General features: G+C 63.8%; 18 protein-coding genes. 11 read left to right on the top strand and 7 right to left on the bottom strand.

The genetic code is table 11. The features are described from left to right. Together HMI60_RS05575 and HMI60_RS05570 are read left to right on the top strand one after the other, a co-directional pair. Positions 1-972 carry a carbohydrate ABC transporter permease gene (locus HMI60_RS05575; protein WP_110505953.1) on the top strand — a complete coding sequence of 324 codons (972 nt, stop codon included), beginning with the start codon at positions 1-3 and terminating at the stop codon, positions 970-972. Beyond that, entirely contained in the window at positions 969-1,805 is an 837-nt protein-coding gene (locus tag HMI60_RS05570) for a carbohydrate ABC transporter permease (RefSeq protein ID WP_039239318.1), read from the top strand. The genes HMI60_RS05575 and HMI60_RS05570 overlap by 4 nt, the downstream gene beginning before the upstream one ends. An 88-nt stretch (positions 1,806-1,893) precedes the next feature. Here HMI60_RS05570 and HMI60_RS05565 read toward each other — a convergent pair whose 3' ends face one another. Next, on the bottom strand, positions 1,894-2,760 hold the full coding sequence (locus HMI60_RS05565; RefSeq protein WP_026267323.1) for a Ku protein: 867 nt from the start codon (positions 2,758-2,760) through the stop codon (positions 1,894-1,896). Between the two features lie 38 nt (positions 2,761-2,798). Here HMI60_RS05565 and HMI60_RS05560 point away from each other — a divergent pair, with 38 nt between their 5' ends. Then, on the top strand, positions 2,799-5,369 hold the full coding sequence (locus HMI60_RS05560; RefSeq protein ID WP_193590709.1) for an ATP-dependent DNA ligase: 2,571 nt from the start codon (positions 2,799-2,801) through the stop codon (positions 5,367-5,369). Between the two features lie 68 nt (positions 5,370-5,437). On the opposite strand, the gene HMI60_RS05555 is transcribed toward HMI60_RS05560, so the two are convergent. Together HMI60_RS05555 and HMI60_RS05550 are read right to left on the bottom strand one after the other, a co-directional pair. Continuing rightward, positions 5,438-5,698: a hypothetical protein gene (locus HMI60_RS05555; protein ID WP_039239316.1), complete on the bottom strand. Its 261-nt coding sequence runs from the start codon at positions 5,696-5,698 to the stop codon at positions 5,438-5,440. Positions 5,699-5,732: 34 nt separating this feature from the next. Then, positions 5,733-5,933: a hypothetical protein gene (locus tag HMI60_RS05550; protein ID WP_039239315.1), complete on the bottom strand. Its 201-nt coding sequence runs from the start codon at positions 5,931-5,933 to the stop codon at positions 5,733-5,735. 237 nt (positions 5,934-6,170) lie between these two features. Between HMI60_RS05550 and HMI60_RS05545 the strand changes: the two genes are divergently transcribed. Next, positions 6,171-6,974, top strand: coding sequence for a putative protein N(5)-glutamine methyltransferase (locus HMI60_RS05545; protein WP_193590708.1), 804 nt, complete (start codon positions 6,171-6,173; stop codon positions 6,972-6,974). A 278-nt stretch (positions 6,975-7,252) separates the two neighbouring features. Beyond that, on the top strand, positions 7,253-8,887 hold the full coding sequence (locus HMI60_RS05540; protein WP_193590707.1) for an MFS transporter: 1,635 nt from the start codon (positions 7,253-7,255) through the stop codon (positions 8,885-8,887). A gap of 127 nt (positions 8,888-9,014) precedes the next feature. On the opposite strand, the gene HMI60_RS05535 is transcribed toward HMI60_RS05540, so the two are convergent. Then, the gene (locus HMI60_RS05535; protein WP_193590706.1) at positions 9,015-10,430 is read right to left on the bottom strand and encodes a PLP-dependent aminotransferase family protein; all 1,416 of its coding nucleotides are present in this window, start codon (positions 10,428-10,430) and stop codon (positions 9,015-9,017) included. Here HMI60_RS05535 and HMI60_RS05530 point away from each other — a divergent pair. Genes HMI60_RS05530 through HMI60_RS05520 form a run of 3 tightly spaced genes read left to right on the top strand, consistent with a single transcriptional unit; the run spans position 10,429 to position 12,435 of the window. Then, on the top strand, positions 10,429-11,361 hold the full coding sequence (locus HMI60_RS05530) for a DMT family transporter (RefSeq protein ID WP_079582376.1): 933 nt from the start codon (positions 10,429-10,431) through the stop codon (positions 11,359-11,361). The two genes, HMI60_RS05535 and HMI60_RS05530, sit on opposite strands and share 2 nt — an antisense overlap. Positions 11,362-11,382: 21 nt before the next feature. Then, positions 11,383-12,006: an FMN-binding negative transcriptional regulator gene (locus HMI60_RS05525; RefSeq protein WP_079582377.1), complete on the top strand. Its 624-nt coding sequence runs from the start codon at positions 11,383-11,385 to the stop codon at positions 12,004-12,006. 9 nt (positions 12,007-12,015) lie between these two features. Further along, a complete protein-coding gene (locus HMI60_RS05520) occupies positions 12,016-12,435 on the top strand; it encodes a VOC family protein (protein ID WP_018778956.1) in 420 nt (139 codons plus the stop codon). Here HMI60_RS05520 and HMI60_RS05515 read toward each other — a convergent pair whose 3' ends face one another. Together HMI60_RS05515 and HMI60_RS05510 are read right to left on the bottom strand one after the other, a co-directional pair. Further along, complete coding sequence (locus tag HMI60_RS05515; RefSeq protein WP_039239309.1) at positions 12,436-12,951, bottom strand: GNAT family N-acetyltransferase; 516 nt, start codon at positions 12,949-12,951, stop codon at positions 12,436-12,438. Further along, positions 12,948-13,412, bottom strand: a complete 465-nt coding sequence (locus HMI60_RS05510) for an SRPBCC family protein (RefSeq protein ID WP_193590705.1) — start codon at positions 13,410-13,412, stop codon at positions 12,948-12,950. Before HMI60_RS05510 ends, HMI60_RS05515 begins: the two co-directional genes overlap by 4 nt. 122 nt (positions 13,413-13,534) lie before the next feature. Here HMI60_RS05510 and HMI60_RS05505 point away from each other — a divergent pair, with 122 nt between their 5' ends. Then, positions 13,535-14,605 (top strand): FUSC family protein, encoded by a 1,071-nt coding sequence (locus HMI60_RS05505; RefSeq protein ID WP_227453709.1) that lies wholly within the window; start codon positions 13,535-13,537, stop codon positions 14,603-14,605. Positions 14,606-14,649: 44 nt separating this feature from the next. Next, positions 14,650-15,204 carry a TOPRIM nucleotidyl transferase/hydrolase domain-containing protein gene (locus tag HMI60_RS05500; protein WP_193590704.1) on the top strand — a complete coding sequence of 185 codons (555 nt, stop codon included), beginning with the start codon at positions 14,650-14,652 and terminating at the stop codon, positions 15,202-15,204. Here HMI60_RS05500 and HMI60_RS05495 read toward each other — a convergent pair. After that, positions 15,201-15,980 (bottom strand): SDR family oxidoreductase, encoded by a 780-nt coding sequence (locus HMI60_RS05495; protein WP_110505943.1) that lies wholly within the window; start codon positions 15,978-15,980, stop codon positions 15,201-15,203. The genes HMI60_RS05500 and HMI60_RS05495 overlap by 4 nt on opposite strands. 136 nt (positions 15,981-16,116) lie before the next feature. Here HMI60_RS05495 and HMI60_RS05490 point away from each other — a divergent pair, with 136 nt between their 5' ends. Continuing rightward, positions 16,117-17,436 (top strand): BNR-4 repeat-containing protein, encoded by a 1,320-nt coding sequence (locus HMI60_RS05490; protein ID WP_193590703.1) that lies wholly within the window; start codon positions 16,117-16,119, stop codon positions 17,434-17,436. Positions 17,437-17,474: the final 38 nt, after the last annotated feature.

Below are 17,474 nucleotides of genomic sequence, written 5' to 3'. Positions count from 1 at the left end.
GTGACTCTCGACGTCAAGCAGGCCGCACCGCCCCCTTCCGGGCGGAAAGCCGCGCGGTCGGAACCGGGCAGGGGCAACCCGTCCAAGCGACGGTTCAGCGGCCGGACAGCGCTGACCCTGCTGGCTTTCCTGGCTCCGGCTGCGGTCTTCGTGGGGATCTTCACGTACTACCCCATGATTGCCGGCAGCCAGATGGCGTTCCGGAACTGGAACCTGAACGACCTTTCCGATACCTCCTGGGTAGGTTTGGGGAACTTCCAGAGCCTGTTCGATGCCCCCGAGTTCGGGACGATTGTCCGCAATACGGTGGTGTGGGTTGTTGGCTCCCTGGTTCCGCAGGTGGTCATTGGCTTCGCGGTGGCACTGTTCCTGAAGCGCCGGTTCCGGATGCGCGGGGCGTACCAGGCCATGATCTTCTTCCCGTGGGCGGTGTCGGGTTTCCTGATCGGCATGCTGTTCCGGTGGATGTTCAATGCGGAGTTCGGGGTGGTCAACGACCTCCTGATGAAGGCGGGGCTCATCAGTTCGCCTATTCCGTGGCTGTCCGACCCCGGCTTCGCGATGACAGCGATCATCATTGCCAACATCTGGTACGGCGTGACGTTCTTCGCCATCATGATCCTCGCGGCGCTGCAGTCGGTGTCCGACGAAATGTATGAGGCAGCCGCTTTGGATGGTGCGGGCAAGGTACGGACGTTCTTCAGCATCACGCTGCCAAGCATTTCGACGACACTGGCGCTGACCATCCTGTTGCGGGTGATCTGGATCTTCAACTTCCCGGACATCATCTTCGCCATGACAGGCGGCGGACCGGCCGACCAGACCCACATCATCACCACGTACATGATCAAAATTACCCAGGAGGGCGACTACGGAAAGGCGTCCGCCCTGGGGTTGATCGTGATGGTCACCCTCATGCTGTTTGCAGCCTTCTACCTCATGGCTGTCCGTTTCCGAAAGGCAGACCGATGATCAACACTCCCTCGCTCTTCGGCCGGGTTTCAAAGGTCGTCTTTTTGGGCCTGTGCCTGATCGTCACCGTCTTTCCGCTGTATTGGATCGTGGTGACATCCCTCAAGGAGCCGGGGGCCATCTATTCGCTGCCCTTGGATTATTGGCCACGGCAGTTGTCGCTGGACAACTACATCGGTCTTTTCACGAAGTCCGACTTTGGCCAGTACATGCTGAACAGCCTGGTGGTAGCACTGGTGGCGTCGTCGGTGGCCACGCTCATCTCGTTGCTCTCCGCGTATGTCCTGGCGAGGTTCCAGTTCTCCGGACGAGGGGCTGTGCTTGGCGCGTTCCTCATCACGCAGATGATTCCCGGGTTCATTGCCTTGGGCCCGCTGTACCTGATGATGACCGACTTCGGGCTGGTGGATTCCAAGACCGGCCTGATCCTGATCTACATCGCCATCTGCATCCCGTTCTGCACCATCATGCTCCGCGGCTTCTTCGAGAACGTCCCCGACGCTTTGGAAGAGGCCGCCATGATTGATGGCTGTTCGCGGCTGAGTGCGCTCTTCAGGGTGATCGTTCCGGTGATGCTTCCGGGCATTGCGGCAAGTTTCGTCTTCAACTTCGTCAACTGCTGGAACGAGTTGTTCCTGTCCGTGACACTCATGAACAGCGACAGCAACAAGACCATCCCGACGGCGTTGGCCGGCTTTATCTCCAGCTTCAACATTGACTGGGGTTCCATGTCCGCTGCCGCGGTTTTGACAGTGGTACCCACGCTGGTGATTTTCGCGTTCGCCAGCAAGTTCATTGTCCAGGGGCTCACTGCGGGCTCAGTCAAGGGCTGAGCCAGGCACGCAAGAAGAAAGCAGCGCCGGTACCTTCCGGCGCTGCTTTCCTCTTGCGTATCAAGCGATTAAATGCCCGACGCCGGACTCACGCCTTTTTCTTCGCCCGCGCCTTTGGCTTGCCGGCAGTTTTGCTGGCGGCAGCGTCGTCGTCGGACGCTTTTTCCTTGCCGCGTTTCTTGTCGAGGCTGCGTTTCAGGGCCTCCATGAGGTCGATGACGTCGCCGCCTTCTCCTTCGCCTTCGACGTTGCCGAAGGTGGCCTCCGTGTCCAGGGCCTCACCCTTTTCGAGCTTGGCTTCGATGAGTGTCTTCAACTGGGCCTGGTAGTCGTCGGTGTATTCATCCGGGTCGAAGTCGTGGGCCATGGATTCCACCAGTGCGGAGGACATTTCCAGTTCCTTGTCGGAAATCTTGATGTCTGTTTCCAAGGACGGGAACTTGGCTTCGCGGACTTCGTCACCCCATAGGAGCGCCTGCAGCAGCAGCACGTCTCCACGCACGCGAAGGGCCCCCAATCGGGTCTTTTGGCGCAGCGCATACTGGACGATCGCGATCCTGTCGGTGTCCTCCAGCGTCTGCCGCAGCAGCATGTAGGCCTTGGGCGATTTGGAATCAGGCTCCAGGAAATAGCTGCGCTCGTACATGATCGGGTCCAGCTGCTCGGCGGGGATGAACTCCACCACCTCTATTTCGCGGCTGTTCTCCTCCGGCAGGGACTTCAACTCGGCGGCGGTGAGGACCACGGTGCGGCCCTCTTCCTCGTAGGCCTTGTCGATGTCCTCGTAAGCTACGACTTCGCTGCAAATTTCGCATTTACGCTGGTACCTGATGCGTCCGCCGTCCTTATTGTGGACTTGGTGCAGGCCAATGTCGTGATCCTCCGTGGCACTGTAGAGCTTCACTGGTACGTTGACCAGACCGAACGCGATAGATCCCTTCCATATAGCCCTCATGCACCCAGTCAACAGCACAACACAGCGGAGGAGAAGAGGTGGCAGGCAAGCAGCAGGAGCGGGTGACCGTGGAAGGCCACGAACTCACCCTCACCAACCTGGGCAAAATCATTTACCCGGAAACCGGGACCACCAAGGCTGAGGTCCTTGAGTACTACGCCACCGTGGCCCCCTTCCTCATCCCCGCCGCGGCCAACCGGCCCGTCACGCGCAAACGCTGGGTCAACGGCGTGGGCACGGCCGAACATCCCGGTGAGGTGTTCTTCCAGAAGAACCTGGAGGACTCAGCGCCACGCTGGATCCCCCGGGCCGCCATCCAGCATTCGGACCACACCAACGTCTATCCGATGGTGAACAACCTGGCCACGCTCACGTGGATGGCCCAGATCGCGTCCCTGGAAATCCACGTTCCGCAATGGCAGGTGGATGCTGCGGGCAAGCCCCTCAGGCCGGACCGCTTCGTCCTGGATCTGGACCCCGGTCCCGGCGCCGGACTGCCCGAGTGCGTGGAAGTGGCCACCCTGGCCCGTTCCATCCTGCAGGACATGGGCATGGAACCTGTCCCCGTCACCAGCGGAAGCAAAGGCATCCATCTCTATGCAGGGCTCGACGGCACGTTGAAATCCGAGCAAGTGTCCGCGTTCGCCCATGAGCTCGCGCGCGCCCTGGAAGCCGATCACCCTGGCCTCGTGGTCAGCGATATGAAGAAGTCCCTGCGCAAGGGCAAGGTCCTGGTGGACTGGAGCCAGAACAGCGGGAACAAGACAACGATCGTGCCGTACTCCTTGCGTGGCAGGGCCCAACCAACGGTGGCGGCTCCCCGGACGTGGCAGGAGCTGGCCTCTCCTTCCCTTGACCAGTTGGACTACACGGAAGTGATGGAACGAGTCAGTTCGGGCAAGGACCACTTCGCGCCCATCTCGGACCGGCACCTGCCGCCCCATGGCGAGGACGACAATGACGACGCCGGCGCGTCCGCTGTGTCGGGCGGTGGCCGCGAGAGCGTGGTGACGGTCGGGAATCGTCTCGCCAAATACGTCGGGATGCGCGATCCGGGCAAAACCCCGGAGCCGTTTCCGTCGTCGTCGGCTGCTTCTGCGGTGTCGCAGGGCCCCGCTTCCTCCGCGCAGCCCAAGCCGGGCGATCCTGCGCCGGCCGGCGGAATCTTCGTGATCCAGGAGCACCACGCCCGCCGCTACCATCTTGACCTGCGCCTGGAGCACAACGGCGTCCTGGCTTCCTGGGCGCTGCCCCGCGGTGTCCCGGAAACGTCCGAGCGGAACAACCTGGCCGTGCACACCGAGGACCACCCCATGGAGTACGCAACGTTCGCCGGGGTCATTCCGAAGGGCGAGTACGGGGCGGGAACCATGACCATTTGGGACCGCGGCGAGTTCACGTGCGAGAAGTGGCGCGATGGCAAGGAAGTCATCGCGACGCTCACGGGCGAGCCGGGTGGTGGGCTGGGCGGCACCAAACGCCTGGCCCTGATCAATACGGGCGACCGCTGGCTGATCCACCTGATGAAGGAACAGCCGGGCGCCAGGCGGACCGCCGCAACCGCGCCCGCAGCGAAGCGCCAGGCCCCGCCGGAACCGGAGTCAGCGCCCGAGCCCAAGCAGGAGCCACAGCCCTTGCGCGACTACGCTCCGATGCTTGCCACGTCCGGGACCACCGCTGATCTTCGCGGCGACAACTGGCTGTATGAGCTCAAGTGGGACGGTATCCGGGCCATCATCACCGGATCCGAGGGCCGGATCCGCCTGATGAGCCGCAACGGGAACGACCTCACTGCGGCCTACCCTGAACTGACGGACCGCGCGTGCTGGCCCGAAGGTGACTTCGTGGCGGACGGCGAAATCGTGGCACTCGGCAAGGGGGCCAGGCCGGATTTCGGCCGGCTGCAGCTCCGTATGAACCTGGTGAAGACGGCCGACATCGAGCGTGCCCGGGTCTCGGTGCCGGTACAGCTCATGCTCTTTGATTTGCTGTACGACGCCGGCGCGGACTTGAGCGGGCTGCCTTTCGTCGAGCGTCGCGAAAGGCTGGACGCGTTCGCCGGACGCATGCCCGGCGGCTGCCCGGTTCACGTTTCCGCCGTGTTGGATCACGACGTCGACGACCTCATGACCAGCGCCGCGGATCTGGGCCTGGAGGGCGTGATGGCCAAGAAAGCCGACAGCCGCTATGTGGTCGGCCGCCGCAGTGCTTCATGGATCAAGCTCAAGCTGGAGCAGAGCCAGGAAATAGTGGTGGGCGGCTGGCGGCCCGGCGCGGGCGCCCGAAGCGGAACTTTCGGGGCGTTGCTGCTGGGCATTCCCGACGGCGACACCTTGCACTACGTGGGAAGGGTGGGCACGGGGTTCAAGGACTGGCAGCTGCGGGACATCATGGAGCAGTTGGAGCCCTTGATGGTGGACGACTCCCCGTTCAAAGACATTCCGAGGGAGGACGCAGCCGGAGCGCACTGGGTGAAGCCGGTGCTGGTGGCCGAGGTGACTTTCGGCAACTGGACAGGCCCTGGCAGGCTTCGTCATCCGGTGTGGCGGGGCTGGCGTCCGGACAAGTCCCCCTCAGACGTCAGCCAGCCCAACCAGGGGGATCGATAACGCTGTACTGACGGGTCAATACGACGTTTGTTGTCCTCCGGTTGGGCTGGCTGTGCTGCTTGGTGCGGCTAGGAGGAGTGTGGCATCTGCGGGCGGCTGGTCCGGTGGATCGCCGTCACGGCTGCTCCCTGGCCCATGCGTCCGTGGGCCTGGTCGCGTTCCTTCGGGTGGCGGCGTTTGCCGTTTCCGTCAGGCCACTGCTTGCTTTGGTCCGCGCCCAAGGCCACGGCAATGGTTGTTGGCTCGGGCATGGGAGCCATGTCCATGGACTCCACCAAGTGGCTTGCAACCTCAGGATCGATGCTCTCAGTATTGTGATTCGCAGTCATGGTTCTTCCTTTCCAGTGCGCCTGTCCGCTGGACTTACCAGCGGACCTTTTTCTCGGTCTTGGCCTGCTTACCGCTCGCGGCCGTGGGTTTGTGCCCCTTACCGGTGCTTTGCCAGCCGGCTGGTGCGCCACCGCCGGACTTACTGGCCAGCATCGCCCTCTGGGCGTCGGTCAGCTTGGATTTGATACCGCCGGCAGCGGGGGTTTTGTTGTTATCTGTCGGGTTGGCAGTCATATGGACTCCTGGAAGTAAGTGAGTCCTGAAGAGACACGTATCCCGTGGCGTTCGGTTCGAGAAAAGGCGTCGACAACGGGAACGGCATGGAGGCAAGCCTCAACAGGCGTGGATTTTTGTCTTCTGTCAGGCAGGGCGTGCTCACAGCAGAGCACGGGCCTGTCTACTCAAAAATCAGTGTTCCCATGCGTCATACCCTAACCGCGATCCTCCATATTTGTGAACCCCTCGGCTAGCATGACTCTCGTGATCCGGACTACGTCGATCGTCGCTGCCCTTCGCGATGCCGGTTGTGTTTTTGCCGAGGACGAGGCCCGTCTCCTGATCGATGCCGCCACCCATCCGGAGGAGCTCAACCGGATGGTGGACCTGCGCGTCGCCGGACTGCCACTGGAGCACATTCTCGGATGGGTGGATTTCTGCGGGACCCGGATAGCTGTTGATCCGGGGGTGTTCGTGCCCCGGCGTCGCACCGGGTTCCTGGTGCGGCAAGCGGCTCTCAAAGCCTGTCGGTCAATCGTTGGGCGCCGTGCCGTCGTCGTGGATCTCTGCTGCGGGTCCGGAGCGATAGGTGCCGCCCTCAACGACATCCTGGGCGGCTGCGAACTGCACGCCGCGGATATCGATCCTGCCGCGGTGGCGTGCGCCAGGCGCAACCTGGAGCCTCGTGGCGGCACTGCTTATCTGGGCGATCTCTTCGATCCGCTCCCCCGCCGGCTGCTGGGCCGGGTTGACGTGCTCCTGGTCAATGCTCCCTATGTCCCCACGGAGTCGATCAGCCTGATGCCTCCGGAAGCGCGGCTGCACGAGCCCGCTGTGGCGCTCGACGGCGGCGCTGACGGTTTGGATGTGCAGCGTCGGGTGGCGCTTGGGGCGCCTGGGTGGTTGGCGCCGGGCGGGTGGCTCCTGATCGAGACGTCGCGGCAGCAGTCCGTCGATACGGCCGCCCTTCTGAGCGCCTCGGGGTTGGTGGCCGACGTGGTGACGGATGAGGATCTCGATGCCACACTGGTGGTGGGGGCTGCACTCGGCCAGGGATGATTCGTCACTTTTAGGGCCGGAAATGGCCCTGTTAAGTGGGCATAGCTAAACAATTTGGTAACAACGCGCCTCGCGGGGCAAAAACCACCCGACTTCCGCGTCCTTACAGGGCAAAAGCCGGTAATGAGATGCAACACACCTAGGCAATTTGCACCCTCTCAGGGGCCAAAAATGGGATCTCAACTCGGGTTTTGGGGCTGAACCGCGTAAAATTGAAACCCTGCCCAGAGCGGGGCAGCAGAAGTCGCAAGCAAATGACCTCCCTAGGAGAAGCCCAAATGCCCACAGACCAAAGCAACACCGTCTCTCCGGATGGCGCAAGGAACGCCACCGGGAACCAGGTATCGGCAGGCCACACCCCGGCCGCCACGAACGCAGCAAACGCAGTAAAGAACGCCGTCAAGAAGACCAAACTTCGCCCGAAGCGCCGACTCAAAGAGTCCGACGTCAACGTGGTAGATAAGCCGATGCTGCGCAAAGCACTCGGCGGCACCATCGTCGGCAACACCATGGAATGGTACGACGTCGGCGTCTTCGGCTACCTCATCACCACCATGGGCCCTGTCTTCCTGCCCGAAGCAGACCCGTCGGTCCAAACACTCTTCCTTCTGGGCACCTTCGCCGCAACCTTCATCGCCCGCCCCCTCGGCGGCATCGTGTTTGGTTGGCTTGGCGACAAGGTGGGCCGTCAGAAGGTCCTCGCAGCAACACTGATGCTCATGGCGGCTAGTACGTTCGCCGTCGGCCTCCTTCCCGGCTACGCGCAGATCGGCATCTGGGCCGCCGCGTTGCTGGTCATCCTGAAGCTGATCCAGGGCTTCTCCACCGGTGGCGAGTACGCCGGTGCCACAACCTTCGTCAGTGAGTACGCTCCGGATAAGCGCCGCGGATTCTTCGCCAGCTTCCTTGATATGGGCAGCTACATCGGCTTCGCCTTGGGCGCCGCCCTGGTTTCGGTCCTGCAGCTCACGCTGGGACAGGCAGCCATGGAGGAATGGGGCTGGAGGATTCCGTTCCTGATTGCCGGCCCTCTGGGCCTCATCGCGGTGTACTTCCGCAGCAAGATCGAGGAGTCCCCCCAGTTCCAGGCCACCCTTGATGCCCAGGAGGCATCGGCCAAGGACGCAACAGCGCAGGATGCCGCTGCTGCCAAGGGCCCCATCGGCATCGTCAAGGCTTACTGGCGCCAGATCCTCCTGGCCATGATCCTGGCTGCTGCAGCAAACATCGTCGGCTACGCGCTGACGTCCTACATGCCGACGTACCTGACGGACTCCAAGGGCTACGACCCCGTCCACGGCACCCTGCTGACCATCCCGGTCCTGGTGGTCATGGCCATCTGCATTCCGCTCACCGGCCGCCTCTCGGACCGTATTGGCCGGCGACCGGTCCTGTGGGTCGGCGCGGGCAGCACCGTGGTGTTCTCCATTCCGGCCTTCATGCTCATTGGCATCGGCGAGATCTGGTCCACGCTTGCCGGCCTCGCACTGATCGCTTTCCCGGTGACGTTCTACGTGGCAAACCTGGCCTCGGCACTGCCGGCCCTGTTCCCCACCTCCAGCCGCTACGGCGGAATGGGCATTGCGTACAACTTCTCCGTTGCGATCTTCGGTGGCACCACCCCGTTCATTGTTCAGGGACTCATTGAAGGCACCGGCAACGACATGATGCCCGCCTACTACCTGATGGGTACCTCGATCATCGGCGCCATTGCCATCTTCTTCCTGCCGGAATCCGCCCGACGCCCGCTGCCGGGCTCCATGCCCAGCGTGGACACCCAAGCAGAAGCCCGCGAACTGGTGGAAACCCAGGACACCAACCCGCTCATCAACCTGGATCAGATGCCGTTCGACGGCCAGCCGACCGATGATGCAGCGTTTGGTAAAGGCAAGTCGGATCTGACCCCCGCGTAGGCCCACTTTGCCTGCAACTTCTGCATAGCGACGCTCACTCCAAGCGTCACGGATAGTTCGCGGCAGCTGCCGCCCACCGCAGCCACCAGCCCCAAGGCGCTCTCCTTGAGGTTGGTGGCTGCGGCTGTTAAAGCCCCGATTGTGCAGCCACTGCCTCGCCGATAATCCGTGCCCCCTCAGGGAATCGACCGGGATTCGGACCGGCGTAGTTGAGCCGGATGTAGGGGCCTTCCGGTTCTGCCGGGAACCACTCGGTCCCGGCCGCAATCAGGACGCCGGCCGCTTCGCAATCCTTGGTGAGCTGCTCGACGTCGAACCCGTCCGGCATCCGCAGCCACAGGTTCAAACCGCCCTTGGGAAGGTGGCTCAGGTGCGCCTGCGGTACGTGCTCGCGGAGGCTGGTGACCAGGAGGTCGCGTCGCGACTGCAGCTGATGACTGAGTCCGCGAAGGTGCGTTTGCCACGCGGGCTGGGTGACGACGTCGAGCGCTGCCGCCTGCAGCAGCCCGCTGACGTACATCGACTCGGCGGCCTGGACGCCCATGATCCGTTCACGGGCGGGGCCGCGGGCGATGATCGCAGCCACCCGGATGGATGGCGAGACGCTTTTGGTCAGGGAGCGGATGTAGACGACGTGCCCGGAGTCGTCCTTTGCCGCGACGGGCACCGACGGCGCCGTGATGCCAAAATCGTGGGCCCAGTCGTCCTCCACAAGGAAAGCCCCGTGGCGCTGAACGATCCGCAGCACTTCCTCGCCGCGTTCCGCGGACCACTGGGCGCCCGTGGGATTGGCGAAGTTGGGCTGCGCATAGAAGAGCCTCGCCCCGGATTCCTCGAAAGCCCTGTCCAGTTCGTCCGGGTCCGGCCCCTCCGGGCCACTGGGGACAGGAATGACGTTCACGCCCGCCTGCCCGGCGGCAAGCAGCGCTCCCCAGTAGCTTGGCGACTCCACCAGCAGCGGCTGCCCATGGCCCACCAGGCCGCGGAAAATCGAGCTCAGTCCGCTTTGGCTCCCGGGAAGAATGACGACGTCGCTCGGCTGGGGAGGCGTGACGCCCACCGGCGTTGAGGTACTGAGCTCCTGCGCGAACCAGGATTGGAGTTCCGGAAAACCCTGCGCCGGGGGCCGCGACAACGCGGCATCGCCCCGGGCTGCGCGGGTCAGCGCGGCGCGGACCTGCCGCTCCGGGAGGAGTTCCCGAGCGGGATAGCCGGAATGGAAAGCGATGACGTCGTTGGAGGCGCTGCGCATGGCGGCGGAGTTCAATGGCCTGGCGGTTTGGGCCGATCGCAGGGCGGCTGTCTGCCAGCCGTAGTCGGAGGGCCTGGCCGTGCGGTAGGCGCGAACGAACGTCCCCACGCCCGGCCGGCTCTCGATCAGGCCTTGCGCAGTGAGGGTTCGCAGCGCTTTTTGCACCGTTACGGGGCTCGCCTGGTACTCCGCGACGAGCTGCCTGGTAGATGGCAGTTTTGCTCCCGGAGCGGCTCCGGCGATCCACTCTTTTACTCGCGAGACGATCCGGGAACTGCTATCGTTGTTCATGAGTCACAATAGTAGCGCTACTACACTTTCGCGGCCAGTGATATCCACCAAGACCTCGACCGGCATCTGGTGGGGGCTGCTCGGCGTCTTGGCATTTTCCTTCACGGTCCCACTGACCCGCGTGGCTGTAGAGGGCATGTCTCCCCTCTTCATCGGAGCCGGAAGGGCAGTGGTTGCGGCCCTCCTTGCCGCGCTGGCACTGGGCTTGACCCGTCAACGCTTCCCCCGCGTCCGTCAATGGTTCCGCTTGGCCGTAGTAGCGGGCGGGATCGTGGCAGGTTTCCCCTTGCTGACGACCTTCGCCCTCACCAGCACCTCCGCAAGCCACGGCGCTGTCGTGATCGCGCTACTGCCCGCCGCCACCGCCACGATAGCGGTGATCCGCGGCCGGGAACGCCCCCGTCCATTGTTCTGGATCCTCACGGCAGTAGGTGTCGTAGCCGCCCTGGTTTTCGCCCTGGTCCAGTCCGGCGGATTCGGCTCCCTGCACTGGGCTGATCTCCTGCTGCTCGGTGCTGTCCTGGCTGCAGCCATCGGCTACGCAGAGGGCGGACTGCTGGCCCGTGAATTGGGCGCCTGGCAGACCATCTCCTGGGCATTGGTGGTGGCCTCCCCCGTCATGATCGTGCTGACACTGGTCTCGCTGGGTTCCGGAATGCCCGCCGCGTCACCCGTCCAGTGGTTGTGTTTCGCCTACCTGGGGGTCGTGAGCATGTTCCTGGGCTTCTTCGCCTGGTACCACGGACTCGCGATCGGCCCCATGGCCCAGGTCAGCCAGATCCAACTGGTCCAACCCGTCATGAGCATCGCGTGGGCCGGGCTGTTGCTGGGCGAGCCGATGACGTGGACCACCGTTGTGGGCGGACTGGCGGTGGTCCTCTGCGCAGGAGCCGCTGTCCGCGTAAGGCTCAACCCGCCGTCGAAATCCTGAACGCACTGAAAGGAAGAAAACATGTACACCCCAGCGCATTTCGCGGCATCCGATGAGGCCATGGCCCATCTGCTCAACCACAGCGGGGCCGCCAACCTTGTCACCATGACGCCGCACGGGCTGCTCGCCACCCTCCTGCCCTTCGTGTACGAACCGGTGGTCGGTGAGCTCGGGGCGCTGCAGGCCCACATGGCCCGGAACAACACCCAATGGTCCTCCCCCGTTACCGGTGAAGCCCTGATGATCGTCCAAGGCGCGGACGCGTACATTTCGCCCTCGTGGTACGCGTCGAAGGCCGAGCACGGCCGTGTGGTGCCAACCTGGAACTACTCCACAGCGCACGTCTACGGTGAGCTTGTTGTTCATGACGACGCCGAATGGCTGGGCCGGCATGTCCGTCGCCTCTCCGGGCAGCACGAGGCCGGCATGCCCCGGCCGTGGACGGTGGATGAAGCACCCGAGCGGTTCATTGCCGGACAACTGAGGGCGATTGTCGGCGTCGAACTCGTGATTACCCGGGTGGAGGCGAAGACCAAACTCAGCCAGAACCGTACTCCAGCGGATGTTGACGGCGTGATTGCCGGGCTCCGTGCCTCCGGCGACGCGGCGAGCGCGGCGGATGTGGAACGGGCGCGGACCTCGTAGACTCGGCGCATGCGCGAGGAAACTGCACAATCCCGGGGGCCTGTCGGCTCGATCCACCATCTGGAAATCTGGGTGCCGTTCCTTGAACGCGCCAGGGAAGAGTGGGGTTGGCTCCTGGGCCAGCTCGGCTACGAGCCGTTCCAGCAGTGGCCCACCGGGTGCAGTTGGAAGCTCGGCGGGACGTACGTGGTGGTGGAACAGACCGATGCCATCACGGGTACGGCCCACCGCCGGACCGATCCCGGGGTCAACCACGTGGCCTTTCACGCAGGCACGCGGGAGAACGTGGACAGGATCCGGTCGCTCGGCGCGGACGCGGGCTGGTACGAGATGTTCGAGTCCAAGTATCCGCATGCCGGTGGTCCGGACCACTACGCCGCCTACCTGCTCAACACCGACAGCTACGAGGTTGAACTCGTAGCTGAATAATTACACCGGAGGAACTGCAGGACGCCACATCGCCACCCGCGGCCAACGGGTCAGTCCCAACTGTGCCTCGTGTTCCATGAGGTGAGTGAGCTCCGGACCCCAGCTGCCGGCGTCGAGCACTTCAAAACCAAGCCGACGATAGTACGGAGCGTTCCAGGGCACATCCCGGAACGTGCTCAATGTTTGCCGTTGCATGCCGTGGCCGCGCGTCCAGATCCGCGCGGCGTGCAGCAGTTCGTGGCCGATGCCCTGATGTGCGTAGTCGGGGTGGACGCTGACCTGCTCCACGTGGCCGTTTCCATCGACGACGTCGGCCAGCAAGTACGCCACCGGATAGTCGAGTCCGTCGACGTACACCCAAGCACGTCCGGCTGCCGCGTAGGCGCCCAACGTTTCCACGGGAAAAGGCTCGTCGTCCGCGATCTGGTCCATGCCGAGCTGCCGGAAAGTCTCCCCCGCGGCGCGCTCGATGTCCTGCATCATCTGCAGGTCGTCCGAGTGGGCCAGCCGGATCATTGCCGTGCGTCCAGCGCGGGAGGAGCCACCAGGAATTTATTACGTTCTTCAATGAGGTTCTGCATGTACCGGGCGAGGACCAGCTTTTCCGCCAGCCGGCCCAGCGGTCCGAACGGCGCCGCGAATTCGATGGTGTCCACCACCAGTGTCCCGCTGCCCTCGGGCCGGAACTCATGCGTGTGGCGGAGGTACTTGAAGGGGCCCTTCACCTGTTCGTCAGAGAACGACGCCGGAGCCTCCATCCGCACGATGCGGCTGGTCATGCGGAACCGGACTCCCAGGTGCCAGGCCTGCCAGGTGACGGTCTCGCCTTCCGAGATCAACCCGGACGTCACCCCGGCGATGGCTTTCTCACGACTCTTGGTCATCGACCCCACGTGGGCGTCGATGTTCCGTGACAGGTCGAACAGCTCCTGCGGCGACATGCTGGAGCGGGTGCGGCAAACGAAGGCGACAGGCATACCTCGATCTTCCCAGACGTTCCCGGTTCGGCATGCCCCGGTTCACTACGGGTTGTGACCGGGCTTATGGCGGCGTACGGACAGCCCTGATAATTTCGAAAGCAAACCCTGAATGATTGGTGGTGTTCCCTGTGCCCGCGCTTCTGATGCACGCCCGCGAACTCCACCGTCTTGGCCCGGCGAACAACGATCGTCTTTCCGCCGTAAGGGTCGCCCTGAGCGTTGCGCTGCCTGGGCTCTTCCTGATCCTCGTCGGCCGCCCCGACCTCATGCTGTACGCAGTTTTCGGTGCGCTCACGGGGATGTACGGCCGCAACGAGCCCCACCAACTCCGGCTCAAGCACCAGGCACAGGCCGCGTTGATCCTGGTGGGCGGACTTACGATCGGTGTTTTCCTGTCCGTGAACCACATCCATTCTTGGTGGCTGGTGCTGGTGGCTACCCTGTTTGCCGGTGCCGGGTCCCTGTACTCGGACCGCGTCCGCCTCAAACCGATCGGACCGTTCTTCGGCATCCTCGCGTTGGGCGCCTGCGCTTCCGTCCCCACCAGCGTGCCCTTCACGACGGCGATACTCATCGGAGCTGCCTCGGCTGCCTTCTCCTTGGTGGTCGGTTTCGCCGGCTGGTTCCGGCGCCGCACCTGGGTGGCCGGTGCTGCGCGGGAAGCCCCTGCCCTCCGGGGCCCGCTTCGCCATGCAGCCCTGGTCCATGCCGCGCGCTACTCCTTGGCGGTGAGCGCGGCCGGCGCCATCGGTGTTCTGAGCGGCAGCGGCCACCCGCACTGGGCCATGGCTGCAGCCGCAGTGCCGCTGGCCGGTGCCGACCTCCCAAGCCGCGTCCACCGGGGCATCCACCGCATTGTGGGGACGTTCCTCGGGTTGGCGGTGGTCGCCGTCGTCCTCTTCCCTGGTCCGTTTTCGCCACTGCAGTACTTCCCCGGCCATTCCGCCCTGGTCCTGGCCGTCGTGGTGATGCTCTGCCAGTTCCCCACGGAGCTGTTCATGGCCCGGCATTACGGCTGGGCGATGGTGTTCTTCACGCCGGTAGTCCTGCTGATCGCGCAGCTTGCGGCTCCGATGGACCCGGGTGTGCTGGTGATGGAACGCGCCATTGAGACGTTCATAGGTGCAGTGGTCGGAATCTCGGTGGCGGTGTTCGTGCGGAAGCCGCGCACCAAGGCACTCCCGGCCTGACATCCACGGGCCCCGTCTTCAGCTGCCTGCGGCATACTGGTTCAATGCAGGCGCCGACTGTCCTGGTCGAAGGCGAAAGCGACCGGCTCGCGGTCGAGATGCTCGCGCGCCGTCGCGGATATGACCTGGACGCGGCGCATGTATCGGTGGTCCCCATGGGAGGCGCCACCAGCATTGTCCGTTACCTCGATATTTACGGCCCGGCCGGCGCAAACCACCGGCTCCTTGGGCTGTGCGACGAGGGCGAGTCCCGTGGCGTTGCCCGCGCGCTGGGCCGGGCCCCACTCGGCGCGGGCCCCTTGGACGAACTCGGATTCCAGATTTGCCGTGCTGATCTTGAGGACGAACTCATACGCTGCCTCGGCATTGATGCCGTGCTCGGTGTCATCGACGCCCAGGGTGAGCTGGCGTCGTTCCGGCTGCTCCAACGCCAGCCTTCGCAACGAGGACAACCGGTTCCGTCGCAACTACGCCGTTTCTTTGGTGGACGCAGCGGGAACAAGATCCGCTACGCGCCCCTGTTGGTGGCAGCCCTGCCAGCGGGCCAAGCTCCGGATCCACTCGCGCGGCTTGTCGACGCGTTGGCGAACGGGAGTTAGGGCTCCAGCGGCCGGCGCGGTGGTCCGGCGGTCAGCTTTGCCGGAAGAACGCGAGCGAAGAAGCTGACCACTTTGTACCGTTTGGTGGGGATGGAAACGCCCTTCCCCTTGGCGTTGTCCGCCAAGCCTTCCCGCACCACACGCTCGGCGGTGAGCCACAGGAAGCGGGGGGCCACCGATTTGTCCATGCCCATGCGGTCGTGGAATTCGGTGTGGGTGAAGCCCGGGCAGACGGCAGTGACCAGCACTCCGGACTTGGCATAGGTCGTGTTAGCCCAACGGCTGAACGTCACCTGCCATGCCTTGGCTGCGGAGTAGGTGCCCCGGTTGGCGAAGGCGGCAACACTGGCCACATTGATGATCCGGCCCTTGCCGCGGGCCAGCATCACTTCCAGCGCAGCATGGCACAGTTCCATGGGCGTTTGGACGTGCAGCCTCAAATGGCGGCGTTCCTCGGCCAATTCGTTGTCCTCGAACGACTTCAAGAGCCCCACTCCGGCGTTGTTGATCAGCACATCCACCGGCCTCGCAGCGTCCCGGAGGCGGTCCGCCACAGCCGCAACGCCGACGTCGGTGGTCAGGTCCGCGGGCAGCACCTCTGCCAGGATGCTGAAGTCGCGTTCAAGCTCCGCGGCTTTTTCCTTCAACCGCTGCTCGTCCCTTGCCACCAAAACCAGGTGGTGTCCCGACTCGGCGAGCTGACGGGCGAACTCGGCACCGAGCCCGGCAGTTGCTCCAGTAACAAGTGCGGTGAGTTCATTGGCTCGATTGGTCATGCGCCCAGACTAGTCTCCGCTTCAGCCCTCGCCGAGAGGGCACTTGATGACAATGCCCGCGAGTGGGATTGCCACTATCTGTCATCTCGGTGCGTAGGATGGATTTTGAAACGATGCAACGCCGCAGAGGATTCCCATGGACAACCACGCCCCATCCCCGCAAGAGCCACTAGTCCTCAACAACAATGGGGCTTGGTGCTGGTTCCAGGATGAGCGGGCACTGATCGATCCCACCAACAACACCCTGCTGCTCGGGTCAGTCGCTTCCCCGGAGGGACCGGGAGGGCTGGACCGCGGAGGGAACATCGAGATCACGGTCCTGGACCTGGCAACGGGCGAGCGAAAAATCAACGTTCTCCATGAACGCCTGGAGTCGGATGACCACAACGCCCCGGCACTCCTGATCCGGCCGGACGGGCGATATGTGGCCATGTACGCCAAGCACAAAACGGACAATTACTCACGGTGGCGGATTTCCGTTCGCCCGCACGATGCTTCCGAGTGGGAGCCTGAGCAGCAGTTCGATTGGACAGAGCTGGCCAATGGCCGCGGCGCGACGTACTCCAACCTTCACGCTCTAACGGCGGAGAATCGGGTCTACAACTTTGTCCGCGCCATCAACGACGACCCCACCCTGATGGTCTCCGACGACGACGGCAGCACCTGGAACTACGGCGGTAAACTCTTCACGCGCCCCAAGATTGGCTACGTCAACGGGTACACGCGGTACGTCTCCAATGGCATTGACCGTATCGACCTCATCACCACGGACCACCACCCGCGCGACTTCAACAACAGCATTTACCACGGCTACATCCAAAGCGATGCGCTCCACGACGCCGAAGGCAACGTGGTCAGCAAACCCGTGATCGGAGCGGCCGGCATCAACCAGACCTCCCTCACCACCGTTTTCGAGGCCGGGTCAACGCTCGACGGCGATACCCTCACCCACGGCTGGACTACCGACCTTCGCAGGCAGGGCACGGAACTCGCCGCGATCGTCACTTGCCGGGCCAACGACGTGAACGGTCCGCTGCGGCGGGAGCAAATGCTCGACGTCGACGATCACCGCCTGCTGTACGCGCGCTTTGATGGCGCGGGCTGGAAGCTGCATCCACTCGCCGTCGCCGGTCCCGGCTTGCTGCCGCACGAGCAGGACTACACAGGGCTGGGCGCCGTGGATCCCAACAACCTGGACAGCGTGTACATCTCCACACCCGTGGATCCGCGGACAGGCTCGGCAACACCGCATTACGAGATCTACCGGGGCACCACGGCTGATTCCGGGGCCAGCTGGCGGTGGAAGGCAATCACCGAAGGGTCCATCGTGGACAACCTCAGGCCCATGGTGGTGCCCGGTGATCCGGCGGTGCATGCGGTGTGTTGGTTCCGAGGATCAATGAAGTCCTCGCAGGCGTACGAAACAGAGGTTGTTGTCCGCCGAGGTGACACTTAATACCAATGTCTGCGCGGCAAAGTCATAGGGTCGTTGCA

This window comes from Paenarthrobacter sp. YJN-D, from assembly GCF_015040335.1.
Lineage (GTDB): Bacteria > Actinomycetota > Actinomycetes > Actinomycetales > Micrococcaceae > Arthrobacter > Arthrobacter nicotinovorans.
The sequence above is the reverse complement of the archived record's forward strand: the minus strand, read 5'-3'. Positions and strand labels throughout refer to the sequence as shown.